At 35.7% G+C, this 17459-nt stretch carries 3 protein-coding genes; all 3 read left to right on the forward strand.

The annotated features are described in order from the left end of the window. Positions 1 to 2551, forward strand: a 2551-nt coding sequence (locus tag O3801_RS07270) for a DUF1542 domain-containing protein (RefSeq protein WP_371454531.1), incomplete at its 5' end; no start/stop codon positions are given. A gap of 802 nt (positions 2552 to 3353) precedes the next feature. Beyond that, on the forward strand, positions 3354 to 11036 hold the full coding sequence (locus O3801_RS07275; RefSeq protein WP_371454532.1) for a YSIRK-type signal peptide-containing protein: 7683 nt from the start codon (positions 3354 to 3356) through the stop codon (positions 11034 to 11036). Positions 11037 to 11391: 355 nt separating this feature from the next. Next, positions 11392 to 17397, forward strand: coding sequence for an SIALI-17 repeat-containing surface protein (locus O3801_RS07280; RefSeq protein ID WP_371454533.1), 6006 nt, complete (start codon positions 11392 to 11394; stop codon positions 17395 to 17397). The last annotated feature ends 62 nt before the right edge of the window (positions 17398 to 17459 follow it).

Here is a 17459-nt window from a genome sequence, read left to right on the forward strand (position 1 = left end):
AGTAGACCAAGCTAAGGTTAACGGAACAACAGAAGTAACTTCAGTAAATCCAGAAGCTGTGGTGAAGTCAGAAGCTAAGAAAGCAATCGATGATGCTTTGAAAGCTAAGAATGATGAGATCGACGCTCGCACAGACTTAACAGATGAAGAGAAAAAAGCAGCGAAAGCATACGCGCAAGCAAAAGCTAACGCAGCAAAAGAAGAAGTCGATAGAGCGACTACAGATGAAGAAGTAGAACAAACGGAGATTAATGGAACAACAGAAGTAAAAGCTGTAGATCCACAACCAGTAGCTAAAACAGAAGCTAAGAAAGCAATAGATGAAGTGCTTAAAGCTAAGAATGACGAGATTGACGCTCGTACAGATTTAACAGATGAAGAGAAAACTGCGGCTAAGGCAGAAGCAAAAGCTAAGGCTGACGCAGCAAAAGAAGGAATCGATATCGCGACAACAAATGCAGAAATCGACCAAGTCAAGAAAAATGGAACAACAGAAGTAACTTCAGTAGATCCAGAAGCAGTAGCGAAAACAGCAGCTAAGGAAGCAATCGAAGACGCTCTTAAAGCTAAAAATGATGAAATCGATGCACGTACAGACTTAACAGACGAAGAGAAAACTGCGGCTAAGGCAGAAGCAAAAGCTAAGGCTGATGCAGCAAAAGAAGCAATCGATAGAGCGACAACAAACGCAGAAGTAGGACAAGCTAAGACAACTGGAGTAACGGAAATAGCTTCAGTAAATCCAGAAGCGTTAGTAAAATCTGCAGCTAAGAAAGCTATAGATGATAAGTTAGCAGAACAACTTAAAGCTATCGCAAATACTCCAGATGCTACTGATGAAGAGAAAAAAGCAGCAGCTGACCTAGCTAAACAATTAGCAGAAGTAGCTAAGAAAGCTATTGATGCAGCTAGGGAAAATGCAGATGTGAAAAAATTACAAGATAACTCTAAAGTGGGAATTGAAGAAGCAGTACCATTTGTAGAATATAAACCTAATGCACGAAAAGCGATAGATGAAGAAGCGAAAGCTAAGAAAGCAGCTATTGATGCTAGAACAGATATTTCTGATAAAGTGAAAGAACTTCTTAAGGCTGAAGTTGATGAAATTGCAACACAAGCTAAAAAAGCTATCGATGCAGCTTCAAGTGTTAATGAACTTAACAAGATAGAAGAAGCTAAGAAATCAGAAATCAAAGCTGTGGAAGAAGTTAGAGTTCCTGCTGAAAAAGTAATTGTAGCAGATCCAACTAAGTTAACGAATGAAGAAAAAGCTAAAGTATTAGCGGCTATTAAATCAGTAAATCCAGATGCGAAAGAAATAACACAAGATGAAAAAGGAAATGTTGTAGTGGTGACTGCAAACGGTCATAAACAAGTTATTTCAGTTGCACAAGTAACAAAAACACAAGCAGATCTTGTTAAAGAAAATGCTGGAAATGTAGTTAATACACCTGTAGCTAAGACAGCTGTAGCGGATGTAACAAAACTAACAGAAGCAGAGAAACAAGAGATCATAGCTAAAGTTAAGGCGGTAAATCCTGGAGCAACAGTAGCTATCGATGAAAAAGGTAATGTTATTGTAACTAATGGAGAAGGTTTAGTATTCGTACTTCCAGTTCTAGATTTAGTTATTCCAACGGATAAACTGACTGATATTACTGCGAATAGTAAGGTTAATACACCAGCAATAAGAACGTTAGTAGTGAACAAAGGAAGTTTAACACCGGAAGAAATAGCTAAGATTAAAGCGGCTATTGAAGAAATTAATCCTGGAGCAATAGTTGTGGTAGATTCAAAAGGAAATGCCACTGTGACTACAAGAGACGGTAAGTCTATGACGATTTCTTCAGACGTATTAGTTAAAGATGCTGCAGATGTAGCTGTTAAGAATAACGGTGAGAATATTAATCTTGACTTTGATAAAGAGGTAGTTGCGGATATTAACAATCTAACTGAATCTGATAAAGAAAAAGTTAAGTTCAAGGTGTTAGGAGCTATAAGAGAAGCGGTAGAACTTGTCGTAGATGAAAAAGGAAATGCTACTGTAATTCTTAAAGATGGTAGAACATTTACTATTCTAGCTAAAGATATCTTTGAACAACGTAAAGAAGTAACTGTAAACTTACCTGAAAAAGTTAAGGTTAAAGATGCTTCAAACCTTACAGAAGCAGAAAAAGAAGCTGTTAAACAAGCTTTAATAACTGCAAATCCAAACTTAAAAGATGCTAAAATTACAATTTCAAACACAGGAGAAGCGACGATTGTTTACCCTGATGGACAAGTGGTAGTAATTTCAGCTAAAAACCTAGTGGTTGCTGAGAAAGTAACAGGTGTTATTATTGAAGGTAATTCAGGAACTTATACAAGAGAAGATAAGAAACCTATGGTGGATTCTTCAAATGACAATACACCTAAGTTCAATGCTAAGAAAGGTCAACGTCTAGCGAATACAGGAGAAGCGGAGACTAATACTGGATTAGCAGGAATTGGAATGGCGCTTTTAGGTGGATTACTTGCGGCAGCGAAACGTCGTAAAGAAAAAGAAGAATAAACATCTAAAAACTGAATATATAACAGTTAGAGTACTCTGGAATTAAGTGTAAAAACTTAATTTCAGGGTATTTTTTATGTGAAGAGTAGAAGAAGTAGGTTTAATTGGATGAGTTTGATTCAAAATCATTCCTTAAAAATCGACGAAAATTTAATGTATTATATTATTTATTGATTAAAGTAGTACAAATAATAAAAAAACAATTAATATTATATTTATCTAAAAGAGGTAACATTATAAGAGTTGAAATTACTCTAAAAGTGTAATAAAAGGCAAAAAGTGTATGTTAAATCATGATTAGTGATTTTAAGTAATTGTAGAGTTAAGAGATGAAATCTTAAAATGTTGATAATTCAATGTCTTCTACCTAGAAAACCATTAAACAAAAGTTACTGAACACTTATATTATTTACCTTCGTTTATATTATTTACTTAAGTTAATATTATAATATTTGTTGGGTGCTTTTCAAAAAAAGAAAGAGAGTTGTATATAAGAGACAATATATATATACTAATATTTTTTACTATTTTTTATATAAAAATAGCGTTTTTATATAGACATAATGCATTAAATTTGATAGAATGACTTATACGATTAATTAAAAATAAAAGTCTTAGTTAATTAGTTAATAGTATTACTTGAATGTTGGATTGTGTATTTTAATTATTTAGAAAAGAAGTTATGAGGAAATATAGCATGAGGAGTGCTATATTTTTGTGTTTTTATCAAGAAGTTTTGTATATACAGAAAAAAACGTTGTTCACATTAAAGTAAGAAACATATATTAATTTGGAGGAAAAAATGGTAGGAAAGAACAATCAGTACTTAAAAACTACTAAAGAAGGTACAAGAGTTGAATCTTATTCAATCAAAAAATTTAAAGTTGGTACTGCATCAGTAGTTATCGGTGCGAGTATCTTTTTAGGAGCTGGAGCAGTAGCTCAAGCATCTGAAGAAGTGTCAAACAACACTACTAATGATAACGCAACAAACGCAGGAGCAAAAGAAGAGGCTCCTAAAGCTGTAGAAAAAACAGCAAAAGTAGAAAACACTAAAGAAAGTGTCGCAGCAGCAGTAGCAGCAAAAGTAGGAGCAGAAACTCCGAAGGAAGAAGCTAAATTAGACAAATCTGGATTAGAAAGATACGTTAACGAAGTTTCAGCTAACCTTGAAGCTGGAAAATACGCTAACAAAACAGAAGAGTCTGTAGCAGTATTAAAAGCAGAATTAGAAAATGCTAAAGCAACTTTAGTAAACGCTAAAACACAAGATGAGTTAAAAGCAGCTTACAATAAACTTGTAACAACTGTAAACTCAAAATTAAAAAATAAACCAGTAGAGAAAAAAGAAATACCAGCGGTAGATACTACTAACGGTAAAGAAACTGTAGGTAAAAAAGCAGAAAATACTGAGAAAAAATCAGATTCAAACTCAATCGAAAATACTGGTTCAAAAGACGAGCGTAATGGAAAAGAAATCAAAAAAGGTTCTAATTTACGTTCAGCAAATGAAGGATACACATATTCTTCTAGAGAATTGAGAAAGAAAAATGGTGAGTTTGCGACAGCAACAGGTAAATCTTACTATGAACTTGATGGGAACTCAACATACCGTATTTATGTTCATGGATACCAATCTGAAAATACAGAACAACCAGAAGCTGTTAACTCAGTAGCTGGTAAAAACGGTCGTACTGATATACCTCTATCAAGAGAAGAAGCTCAAAAACTTGGTACAGAGGCTGAGATGTGGAAAGGTAAACTTCGTCCAACTGGAAGTACTATCGTTGATACATTAGATCAGAATGCTCAATATGGATCAAAAGGAGCTTATGAATTTCTTGCAACAGAAATCTATGGATATACTTATGAACAAGGTAGTCATTATATCTATGTAAAGGATGTTAAGAAACGTTTTAGTCTTTCTGATGCGGCTACAACAGCAGGATATAAGATTACAAATATTGAATTAACTAATTTAATCCCTGGTACAGCTTATAATGAAAAAGCAGATACTGTTGAAGGATATGTATCATCAAGCATTCAAAACGGTGTGTATGACATGCGTTATAAAGTAACTATTTCGAAACCAGATGGTACTACACAGGTAGTTGACTTCCAAAACTTACGTTCAGGATGGATGGGATGGCAAGATACAACAGCTCCACTTATCCAAGGGTCATCTAAGTTAGTAACTATTGGTGACGAAGTAAGTCACGATATTAAATATGTTGATAATGATGCGATGACTCGTGATAATGATGCAAACTATACAGTTAATGGAGAACGTGTAATAGCTGGAGCAAAAACAGTAAATAAAGGAGTTTATAATGCTACATTTACTGCTAAAGACGGATCAACTCTTACTACTATGAATGGACCGCGTCCAGTTACAGCTCACACAACTGTAAATGGTACTTATGCAGCAAATGGTGCTACAACTTCTATCAAGGATGTGGTTCCTGGTTTAGACTATACTCCACAAACAGGATTAATTACAGGGACAGCAAACGAAGCTGGAATTTTCACAGCAGCAGTATTAGCAAAAGACTATAACAATTCAACGATTGCAGGAAACTCTGATCAATGGAATATGTTTGGTCAAGAGGCACATGAAAATATCACAATAGCTGTAGCTCCTAAGATTTCTGTTAAGAATGTTGAAGCTTATGCAACAACTGTACCTGTGGCAATTTCTAAAGGTGCAAATACTGCAGAAATTACAATGCCAGATGGAACAGTAACCAAGCTTGCTGTTAAAAATGGTAAGTGGGTAGTTGCAGAAGGAACTACGAACACAGCAGTAGAAGAAGGTGCAGAATTAGCAGATGCATCAACTACAGGAGATACAACAATTAACCTGACTGTGAGTCCAGAATCTACTAAATATGTAGGTGTTGATAATATAGCAGCAAAAGTAACAACAGATAAAGTTCAAGCTAATTTACAACGTGAAATTTATACTGTTAAAGGTGCTAACAACAAAGAATATACTGCAACATTTAACCGTGCAACTGGTAGATATTCATTACCTAATGAAGATGCATATAAATTAGTAGAAAATGCAGATGGGACTTCAACGCTTATAGAAAGACGTGTCTATACAGATGTTCAAGCTAATGGTGATGTTAATTATATCGTTTATGAATTTACACGTAAATGGAGTGTCAAATCTACAGCTGCAACCCTAGCAGATAAGGTTGCGGAAATTCGTGAAAAAGGTCACGTAACAGAGGTAGGAGAGGTAACTCGTACAGTAACAACTATTCCAAAAATGCAACAAGCTAATAAAGAAGGGGTTATCGTAACTGTAAGTTATGACTCAGTATCTAAACAATGGACTGCATCTGATGGCTCAACAGTAACAGCAACAGAATCAAATGCAGGATGGAAGCTTGAAACTTCTTCAGGTTTCAAAGGTTATGTATCATACCGTGAGGCAAGTTCAACAGATGTAGCATCTATCCAAAATGCTAAACCAACAGGTACTTCTACAAGTTACGCAGAAGCAAAAGGTAGATCAGTAGATTTAATTAATTCTAAAAAATCTAATGTAGTATTTGCTGACACAATTGATGATAAATCAACAGCTGAAAACTCTGATACAATCAAAACAAAAGCAACAGTAATCGCTCCAGACGGAACTAAAGTTGTTTTTGATGAAGCTCAAACAGAAGAAACAGCTTATATTCAGGCTCAACGTACTGCGGCAGCTAAAACACAAGAGGCAGCAACTGCTATTAAAGAGCACCAAGATATACAAAATGAACTAGCTCGTCTTCAAGAATTATTAGATCGTCAAACTCAAATAGAAGAAGATGCTCAAAAGGCATTAGATAATCTTAAATTGCGTTCAATTTCTCCAACAGCTCGAGCATTGGCTGAACAAAAACTTGAGAGAGTGAGAGAATTTAAAGCTTCAGTTCAAAAAGGATTAGAAGCGGCACAAACAAAACTGACAACAGCAAAAGGAAATGTGGGTACTACACGTACAGCAGCTTTAGAAGCTGAAAGAGCTGTTGAAACAGCACGTGCAGCATTAGTGACAGCGGCAGAGAAAAACCTAGAAAAAGCAACAACATATGCTTTAACACAACCAGGCCGTTACAAAGTAACAGTAAGAGCTGTAGATTCAAATGGTGTTGTGACAACTCCAACAGTAGATGCAACAGATGCTGGTGAAGTGACAGAAGATGCAGTAGCTGAAACAACTTACTACATTGTAGTAACTGAACCTGAAAAATCATCAGGTGCTCAAGGTGAAAAACAAACTGATACAATGGTAGACAATTTCAAAGAAGGACAACCAGAAGGAACTACTGTATCAAATTACAAATTAGTAGATCCAAAAACAGGAGCTAAAGTTGCATCTGTAACAACTGATGAAGGAACTTATACTGTTGATTCAACAACGGGAGAAGTAACATTCACTCCAGTTGCAGGATTCATAGGAACTGCAAACCCGGTAACAGTATCAGCAGATGTAACATTTAATGATGAATCAGGGAACTCAGTAACAGTATCAGCAGAAAATTCATATACACCAACTGTATATGGGATTGCACCATCTGCAGATGAAACTGCAGGAAAACAAGGACAACCACAAACATCTAAATCAGGAAAAGATCGTTTCTCTGAATTAAATAATACAGATAACACATTAGACGGAACGAATGTAGACTGGAAAACAGCAGTATACTCGTTAGAAGGAGCTAATGCTGAAGGTAAAGTGGTAGTTGATGGTGAAGGAACATATTCAATCGATCCAGCAACAGGTGTAGTAACATTTGAACCACTTCCAACATTTAAAGGGGAAGGTAAAGGTGTTAATGTACAAGTATCTGTAACAGCGACTGACTCAGAAGGAAATAAAGTTCCAGTTACTTCAAAAGGAAAATACACTCCAACAGTAACACCTGTTAACCCAACAGCTACACCAACTACTTCAACTGGTATCCAAGGTGAAACTCAAACAGGTACACCAACATTTACACAAGGTGCAACTGAAGTGCCTATTAAAGAAGGTTCTGTGAAATTATTAAATCCAGATGGAACAGAAGCAGCTGGACCAGTAGATGCTCTAGATGAAAAAGGAAATAAAGTAGGGGAATACACAGTAGACCCAGCTACAGGTGTAGTAACATTCACACCAACAGACAAATCTTATACTGGTAAAGTTCAACCAGCTAAAGTACAAGCTGAAGATAAGAATGGAACAAAAGTTTCAACGACTTATACTCCAAATATCGTTGGTGTAACACCAACTGCGACCCCAGCTACAAGTGAAGATGTTCAAGGAAAAACTCAAGAAAGTACAGTTTCATTCGAAGGTGGAAAAACTACAATTGCAGGTGAAGAAAAATCTGTAGATATCGATCCAGCTACTTACACTCTTCTAGGTGAAGATGGACAACCAGCTACAGAAGTACCAGCTAGAGATCCAGAAGGAAATGTAATTGGTAAATACACTCTTAAAACTGTAGATGGAAAAGCTGTTGCAGTATTCGAACCAACAGATAAAACATACTCAGGAGATGTACAACCAGTACGTGTTCAAGCTAAAGATAAGAACGGAACAGCTGTAGAAACAACTTACACACCGAAGATCACTCCGGTAACACCAACAGCGGAACCAGCTAAATCAGAAGCTATCCAAGGGGAAACTCAAAAAGGAACTCCAACATTCGCTCCTGGAGACACTATTGCTCCAATTAAAGAGAATTCATACAAACTTCTTGATAAAGAAGGAAATGAAGTTCCAGCAGGGCAAACGACTCCAGCATACGCAGAAGATGGAGTAACGCCAATCGGTACTTACTCAATCGATCCAGCAACAGGAGAAGTAACATTCACACCAACAGACAAATCTTACACTGGTAAGGTAACACCAGCTAATGTTCAAGCGGAAGATACAAATGGAACTAAAGTTTCTACGACTTACACTCCATCAATCATTCCTGCGCAACCAACAGCAGAACCAGTTAAAACTGTAGATGTTCAAGGTGCGACTCAAACTGGTAAACCAGTATTCCAAGGTGGAACTGCTATGGTTAACGGTGAAGAAAAAACTGTTGAAATGGATGATGCAGTACCAGCTAAATTAGTAGATCCAAAAACTGGAGATAAAGTTGATTCATTAACTGTAGAAGGTGAAGGAACATACACAGTAGCTCCAGATGGAACAGTAACATTCAAACCAGAACCACAATTCACAGGTGTAGCTAAAGGTGTTGAGGTAGTTCGTCAAGATAAGAACGGAACACCAGCCAAAGCAACATACACACCAGAAGTTAAACCAGTTACACCAACAGGAACAGATGCTGTAACTGAAGATATTCAAGGTTCAACTCAAACAGGAAAACCTGAATTCAAAGGTGGAAAAGTAACAATCAACGGTGAAGAAAAAACTGTAGAAATTAACGAAGATAAACCAGCTAAATTAGTAGATCCAAAAACTGGAAACCCAGTTGATTCAGTAACAATCGAAGGAGAAGGAACTTACACAATCGATGAAAATGGTAAAGTAACATTCACTCCAGAGAAAACTTTCAAAGGTCAAGCTACAGGTGTAACAGTTAAACGTGTTGACAAGAACGGAACACCAGTAACAGCTAAATACACTCCAGTAGTAATTCCAGTAACACCAACTTCAAAAGATACTGAATCAGAAGGTCCAAAAGGACAATCTCAATCAGGAACACCAACATTCGAAGGTGGAAAAGTAACAATCAATGGTAAAGAAGTACCAGTAGAAATCGATGAAACTGTAAAACCAACATTCGAAGATGGAACAACTGAGAAGAAAGTACCAGGAGAAGGAACTTACACAATCGATGAAAATGGTAAAGTAACATTTACTCCAGAACCAAACTTTGTAGGAAAAGCATCAGGTGTAACAGTTAAACGTGTTGACAAGAACGGAACACCAGTAACAGCCAAATACACTCCAACAGTACGTCCAGATACTTCACATGTTGATAAAGATGGAAATCCATTATCACCATCAGAAGATGGAACTAAACCAACAAAAGATATTCCAGGATACAAAGTTGTTAAAACTGAAGTAGATGAAAAAGGAAATACAAAACACATATACGAAAAAGTTACAACAACTCACAAAGATAAAGATGGAAATGTAATTCCAGGAACAACTACTGAAGAAGGAACAACTCCGAAGAAAGATATCCCAGGATACAGATTTGTAGAAACTAAAAAACTTCCAAATGGAGATACAGAACACGTATACGAAAAAGTTAAAACTTCATTCAAGGATAAAGAAGGAAACGAGATTCCAAACTATCCAACAGAAGACGGAGACCAACCGAAGAAAGATATTCCAGGATACCGTTTCGTAGAGACTAAGAAACTTCCAAATGGAGACATTGAGCACGTATACGAAAAAGTTAAAACAAGTCACAAAGATAAAGACGGAAAAGAAATTCCAAACTATCCAACAGAAGACGGAGAACAACCGAAGAAAGATATCCCAGGATACCGTTTCGTAGAGACTAAGAAACTTCCAAATGGAGACGTAGAACACGTATACGAAAAAGTTAAAACAAGTCACAAAGATAAAGACGGAAAAGAAATTCCAAACTATCCAACAGAAGACGGAGACCAACCGAAGAAAGATATTCCAGGATACAGATTTTTAGAAACTAAGAAACTTCCAAACGGAGACGTAGAACACGTATACGAAAAAGTTAAAACAAGTCACAAAGATAAAGAAGGAAAAGAAATTCCAAACTATCCAACAGAAGATGGAGACCAACCGAAGAAAGATATTCCAGGATACCGCTTCGTAGAGACTAAGAAACTTCCAAACGGCGATATCAAGCACGTATACGAAAAAGTTAAAACATCATTCAAGGATAAAGAAGGAAAAGAAATTCCAAACTACCCAACAGAAGACGGAGAACAACCGAAGAAAGATATTCCAGGATACCGCTTCGTAGAGACTAAGAAACTACCAAACGGAGATACAGAACACGTCTACGAAAAAGTTAAAACAAGTCATAAAGATAAAGAAGGAAACGAGATTCCAAACTATCCAACAGAAGACGGAGAACAACCGAAGAAAGATATTCCAGGATACCGCTTCGTAGAGACTAAGAAACTTCCAAATGGAGACATTGAGCACGTATACGAAAAAGTTAAAACTCCAGCTCCAACACCAACTCCAGTAGTAGAAAAAACTACAACATGGGTAGATGAAAATGGAAATCCATTAAAACCAATTGAAAATGGAACTAAAGATCCAGGATCAATCCCAGGATATGAATTAGTTAATACTGTAGTTGATAAAGATGGAAATGTACGTCACATCTTCAGAAAAGTAACTAAACCAGCAGCAAAGGTTGAACCAAAAGCTCAACCAAAACGTTTAGCAAACACAGGTGCAACAGAAACTAATACTGGACTAGCAGGATTAGGATTAGCTGTTCTTGGATTAGCTGCGGCTGCAAGAAGACGTAGAGAGAAATAATAGGTTGAAAAACTTAATATTTAAAAATATATAAAAAGAAATACCTTGAAGTTAGATTAACAACTCTAGCTTTAGGGTATTTTTTGTGTTTTAAAATAGTTTGTGTCAGATAAAATAAGGGAAAAGAGAAAAGGGAATTCTCATATGAAAAGTTAGAGATATAACATTGTACAATATCTTAAAACTCTATATATTTTATCTAAAGTGATTTGGTGGTAATTAATACTTTTCTGTTATAAAAAGGGGTTCTATTTATATATATCAGATGTCTTGAATATAACAATTTATTTTGATACAATAGTAAGTATATGTAAAACATACAACCAAAAAATTTTGTTTAAAAAGTGAATGGGAGATGATTTTATTGAGAAAAAATATTAATAAAAATAATAAAATACTAAAATATTCTATTAGAAAATTATCGTTAGGAGTAGCGCCGATAGTAGTAGGAGCATTAGTGTTTGGAAGCTATACGCCTATGCAAGAAGTGTCTGCCGCTGATGTTAATTTTAAATATGTAGAAAAAAATGAATTAAATGAAAATGAGAAAAAATTAATAAAAGAAAGTATTCCTAAAGAATATAAAAATGAAGATACTTATTATCTAGTTTATGAAAAAATAGTTAGAGATACAGCTAAAGCTGAGGTTCTTCCTAATACGGGTAGTAGTAATCTTCCGATCGCAGGACTAGGAATAGGTACAGCAGTTCTTGCAGTTTTATTAATTAGTAAAAAGCACAGAAATAAAGTATTAAGTGTAGTTTTAATCGGTGCGATGGGGCAAAGTGTTGTGATGCCTTATCAAACATTTGCATTAGAAAGTAAAGCCTTAATACAATTTAATAAACAAGCAGATGTAGTTGGTAATGTAGACTTGGAAAAACAAGTTATTGATATTCCTGACTTCAAATATATTGGATATTTCACGAGTGAAGATCTAAAACTAGAAGTTGCTGAAAAGAAAGAAATAAAAGATAAGGTTCAAGAAAAGAATACTGTTGAGAATAGTCAAAATCAAGAGCTAGGTGCACAACAACAAGCGCAATCACAAAAGCCTGAGCTAGAGAAAGAGGAATCTCATTCAACACAACCAGTAGTTCAAACAAGTCAAAATCCTAAAGAAACAGTAAAACCGCAAAAACAAATTGAAAATACACAACCGGTCAAGACTGTCGAAAAAACTATGCCTGTACAGCCAACTCAGCCAGCGCAAGTAGAGAAACCGACTCAAACACAATCTGTGAAAACGGTAGAGCAATCACAGACAAAGCCTGAGCAACCAACACAACCTGCAAAAATAGCAGAACAACCTCAAACTAAGCCTGAACAACCAGTTGTGAAACCTACTCCAGTGCAGCCAACACAACCAGCTCAAGTAGAGAAACCGGTGGTATCAACAGGAGGAGATGAAGTCAAAGCATTGGTAAATGAAGTACCAGAATATACTCTTCCGTTAGAAACCAAAGGAACGCAAGAGGAAGGACATGAAGGAGAAGCGTTAGTACAACCTGAGCTTCCAGAGTACACAGATCCGGTTGCAACTTCGGGAGGAGATGAAGCCAAAGCGTTGGTAAATGAAGTACCAGAATATACTCTTCCGTTAGAAACAAAAGGAACACAAGAAGAAGGACATGAAGGAGAAGCGTTAGTACAACCTGAGCTTCCAGAATACAGTGAACCAGTAGCGACAAAAGGAACGCAAGAGGAAGGACATGAAGGAGAAGCGTTAGTACAACCAGCACTTCCAGAATACAGTGAACCAGTAACGACAAAAGGAACACAAGAAGAAGGGCATGAAGGAGAAGCATTAGTGCAGCCGACTCTTCCAGAATACAGTGAACCAGTAGCGACAAAAGGAACACAAGAGGAAGGACATGAAGGGGAAGCATTAGTGCAGCCGACTCTTCCAGAATACAGTGAACCAGTAGCGACAAAAGGAACGCAAGAAGAAGGGCATGAAGGAGAAGCATTAGTGCAACCAACTCTTCCGGAGTTTACAGGTAGTGCAAAACTAGAACCAGCAGTTGAGGAACGTCCGGTACTAGATGTTGTAACTAAGCATCGTACAGAAAAAGAAACTCTTCCTTATGAAGTAGAGGAAATCTTAGATCCGATGTTACTGAAAAACCGTCGTAGAATCGAACAACAAGGTCACGATGGACTTCGTACAATTGAGTATGAGGATTACCTAGTAAATGGAAAAGTTGAAGCGACTAAAGAGTTATCGCGTACACAGGTAGATCCTGTAAAACAAATTGTTAAATTGGGAACACTTGTTAAGAGAAAACCTACAGTAGAAATTACTAATTTAATAAAAGATGAAAGTAAGAAATCAATAACTGTAAGTTATAACTTAACAGATCCTACTTGGGCTTATGTTTCAGCGAAAGCTCAAATTTTTGATGGTGATAAACTTGTAAAAGAAGTTGATATCGAAAATACAGATAAGGAGCAAGTGATTAAAGGGTTAGATTACTATACTCCGTATACATTAAAAACTAAGTTAACTTATAACTTAGGAGATTTTGATGAATACAGTACAGAAACTTCAACTAAGAACTTTGATTTAAATTATAAAAAACTAGAAATTAAAGATATTGATTCTGTAGAATTATACGGTAAAGAGAACGGTCGTTACCGTAGGTATCTAAGTTTAAGTGAAGTACCAAAAGATACAACGAATTATTTCGTAAAAGTTAAATCGGATAGATTTAAAGAAATGTACCTACCTGTTCAATCTATCACGGAAAATGCAGATGGGAATTATAAAGTAACAGCAGCTGTAGATCAATTAGTTGAAGAAGGATTAGAAGGGTATAAAGATAATTATTCATTCAATGTAGCTAAAACAAAAGCTGAGCAAGATGGGGTTTATACATCATTCAAAAATCTTGTAGCTGCAATGCAAGGTAATATGGCTGGCGTCTTCAAACTTGGTTCAGATATAACAGCTGATGAAATAGGGTTACCTAACAATAAGACAAGTTACTTATCAGGGACATTCACAGGTAAGTTAATCGGTTCTGATGGAACTAAATCTTACGCAATCTATGATCTTAAAAAACCTCTATTTGAAACGTTAAATAACGCTACGGTAAGTGATCTAGATCTTAAGAATGTTGATGTGGATAGTAGAGAAAATGCCGCAGCTTTAGCGAAAACTGCGAATAAAGCTACTATTAGTAACGTTTCTGTTGAAGGTAAGATTGCTGGTAGAAAATCTGTTGCAGGATTAGTGGTAAGTGCATCTAATACTGTAATAGAAAACAGCTTGTTTACAGGAACTATTGTTGCAAATCATGCTAATGCTGCTGCGAATTATGCAGGTGGAATCGTTGGTAATATTTCAGGAAGTGAATCTGTAATTGATAGAGCAAAAGTTGATGCTCAGATTTCTACTTCAGCGCGTAATAATAACCAAAATGCAGGTGGTATTGCAGGAAAAGTTTCTGGTGGAGCTTTAATAAATAACTCTGTTACATATGGTAAGATAATAAACGGTCAAAATTATCCTAGAGTAGGAGGAATCGTAGGTTCTACTTGGAAAGATGGTCGTATTAACAATGTAGTGAGTAATATGAATGTTGGTTATGGTTATGCTATTACTGGTGACCAATACGCTGGAGCTGATATAGTAAATGCCGTAACAGCTGTTAATAATAAAAATGATGATAAGTATGCGACTAAGTTAACTAAAGAGCAAGCTGAAGAAAGAGTTGCAACTTACGGAATAACTACGACTCTTGAAGACACAGGAGAATTCTTGAAAACTAATGTTCGAACTGTAGATTATACGAAATTAAGTAAAGCTCAAGCAGATAGAAAAGTAGCTTATAACAATATTGAAAAATTAATGCCATTTTACAACAAAGAATTAGTGGTTAACTATGGTAATAAGGTAGATAAATCAGATAAACTTTATACTACAGAATTACTTGATGTTGTGCCTATGAATGGTAATAATATAGTAACTGATATTAACGGAGCTAAAAATACTATTAATAGATTAATGCTGCACTATAAAGATAACACTGTTGCTTATTTAGATGTTACATTCAAAGGAAGTTTCGAAAATAATCAAGTGTTAGAATATAATGTTGCAGGAAAAGAGTATATCTTTACTCCAGAAGCATTTGTGTCTGATTATACGAAGATAATTAATAATGTATTACCTGATTTACAAGGTGTGACGTACAATTCAGAAGCTATGAAACAAGTTCTTGGTGTTACAGATGATGCGGCGATAGATAATTTATACTTAGATAGAGAGTTTGAACAAGTTAAAGCTAATATAGCTGAACACTTAAGAAAAATCCTTGCTATGGATAAATCTGTAAATACTATGGGTAATGGCGTAGTTGAGTATGTAAGTGAGAAGATAAAAAATAATAAAGAAGCATTGTTATTAGGGCTTACTTATATGAATCGCTGGTATAACATTAACTACGATGATATAAATACGAAAGATTTAACTACGTATAAATTCGACTTCAATGGTAATAATGAAGTTTCGACATTAGATACGCTTATCTCGTTAGGAAATAGCGAATTAGAAAACTTACGTGGTGGAAATAATGCGGGATTATATGGAAGTCTACTTGCTCCGTTAAAAGGAGAAGACACAGTATTTGATTTTGTAGAAGCGTATCGTAAATTGTTCTTACCGAATAAAACAAATAATGAGTGGTTTAAAAATAATACTAGAGCGTACATAGTGGAAGAAAAATCTAATATAGCAGAAGTGCGCGCTAAACAAGAAGCTGCAGCACCAGGTAGCAAATATTCACTAGGTGTATATGATAGAATATCATCACCTTCATGGAGATATAAAGGAATGTTACTGCCGTTATTAACATTACCGGAAGAAAGTGTTTATGCGATTTCTAATATTTCGACATTAGCGTTCGGAAGTTTTGAACGTTATAAAGATCGCGTAAATGGAACACTTCTTTCAGGAGAAGCTTTACGCCAATATGTACATGAAAAAGTTAATCAATCAGCAGAGTGGCAAAGAGATCACTATGACATTTGGTATAATATACTAACACCAGAATCTAGAGAGAAACTATTCCGTTCGGTACCGGTAACAGATGGATTTTACTTCAAAAATGCAGAAGGAAAAGGATATTGGGCTACTGCTACAGATAAAAATATTGACGCAGTATACAATTTCTTCGGGCCAGCAGGTAAGTGGTATAGTCTCAGAGGAGGAGCAGGTGCATTTGCAGATGGATCTGAAGTGTACTTTGTAAGTGATAGATTATTAGACCAATATGGTACATCAGTATACACTCATGAAATGACTCACAATTCTGATGGAGGTATTTATTTCGAAGGATATGGTCGTAGAGAAGGTTTAGGAGCTGAACTTTATGCATATGGATTACTACAATCAGCAAATAAATTGGAAGAAGAAGGTGTAATACTTAATACTGCGTTCAAAGGTGAAAAAGATTCACTAACTCGTTTGCATACTTATGATCCAACAACGAGATACCGATCTGCAGCTGACGTGCAAGAGTATGTTCATGGAATGCATGATGTTTTATATACATTAGATGCGATGGAAGCTAATGCTATTTTATCTAAATCGAAAGATGTTAAGAAAAAATGGTATAGAAAATTAGAAGATACTTATGTTAGAGATGAAAAACATAATAAAGATACTCATGCGATAAATACTATTCGTCAATTAACAGACGCGGAAGTAGCGAAACTAACAACTTTAGACTCGTTAATAGATAATGATATAATATCACGTAGAGCATATAAAGATACTGGAAGTTATGGCAGAAATGGATATTATGCTGTAAGTATGTTCTCGCCAATCTACTCAGCTTTAAGTAATCCGAATGGTGCTCCAGGAGATGTTACGTTTAAAAAAGTAGCGTATGAACTTCTTGCTGAAAAAGGATACCAAGATGGATTTATTCCGTATGTGTCGAATAAATATGGGGAAGAAGCGCTAAGAAACGGTGTGGCAACTTATTCTGATTGGTATAAAAAAGATGTTGGTTTAATCACTGATACTATGGTACTAAATAAAGTATTCGGAAATCAATATGCATCGTGGGCTGACTTTAGAAAAGCGATGTTTAATGAACGTATAGCGAAACAAGATAGATTAAAACCAATAACAATTCAATATGAATTAGGTGTGGTTGGCAGTACAAAAGAAGTTACAATTTCATCGGCGCAAGAGATGCAAGCTTTAATTAATGCAGCAGTTGAGAGGGATATAACTAATATAGATCGTACGACAAGCCATACACCAGCAAGTTGGGTACACTTATTAAAACAAAAAATCTATAATGCGTACCTACGCACTACAGATGATTTCAGAGAGCCAATCTATAAATAATAGAATTAATCTCGGATGGGAGTGACTCAAAAATCGCAAGTTCTTAAGAAACAAGATTTTGT

The organism is Gemella sp. 27098_8_149 (genome assembly GCF_041433745.1).
Lineage (GTDB): Bacteria > Bacillota > Bacilli > Staphylococcales > Gemellaceae > Gemella.

Excerpts from the sequence above, each read along its gene's own strand:
- O3801_RS07275 (WP_371454532.1), top strand. The coding sequence starts at position 3,354 with ATGGTAGGAAAGAACAATCAGTACTTAAAAACTACTAAAGAAGGTACA.
- O3801_RS07280 (WP_371454533.1), top strand. The coding sequence starts at position 11,392 with ATGATTTTATTGAGAAAAAATATTAATAAAAATAATAAAATACTAAAA.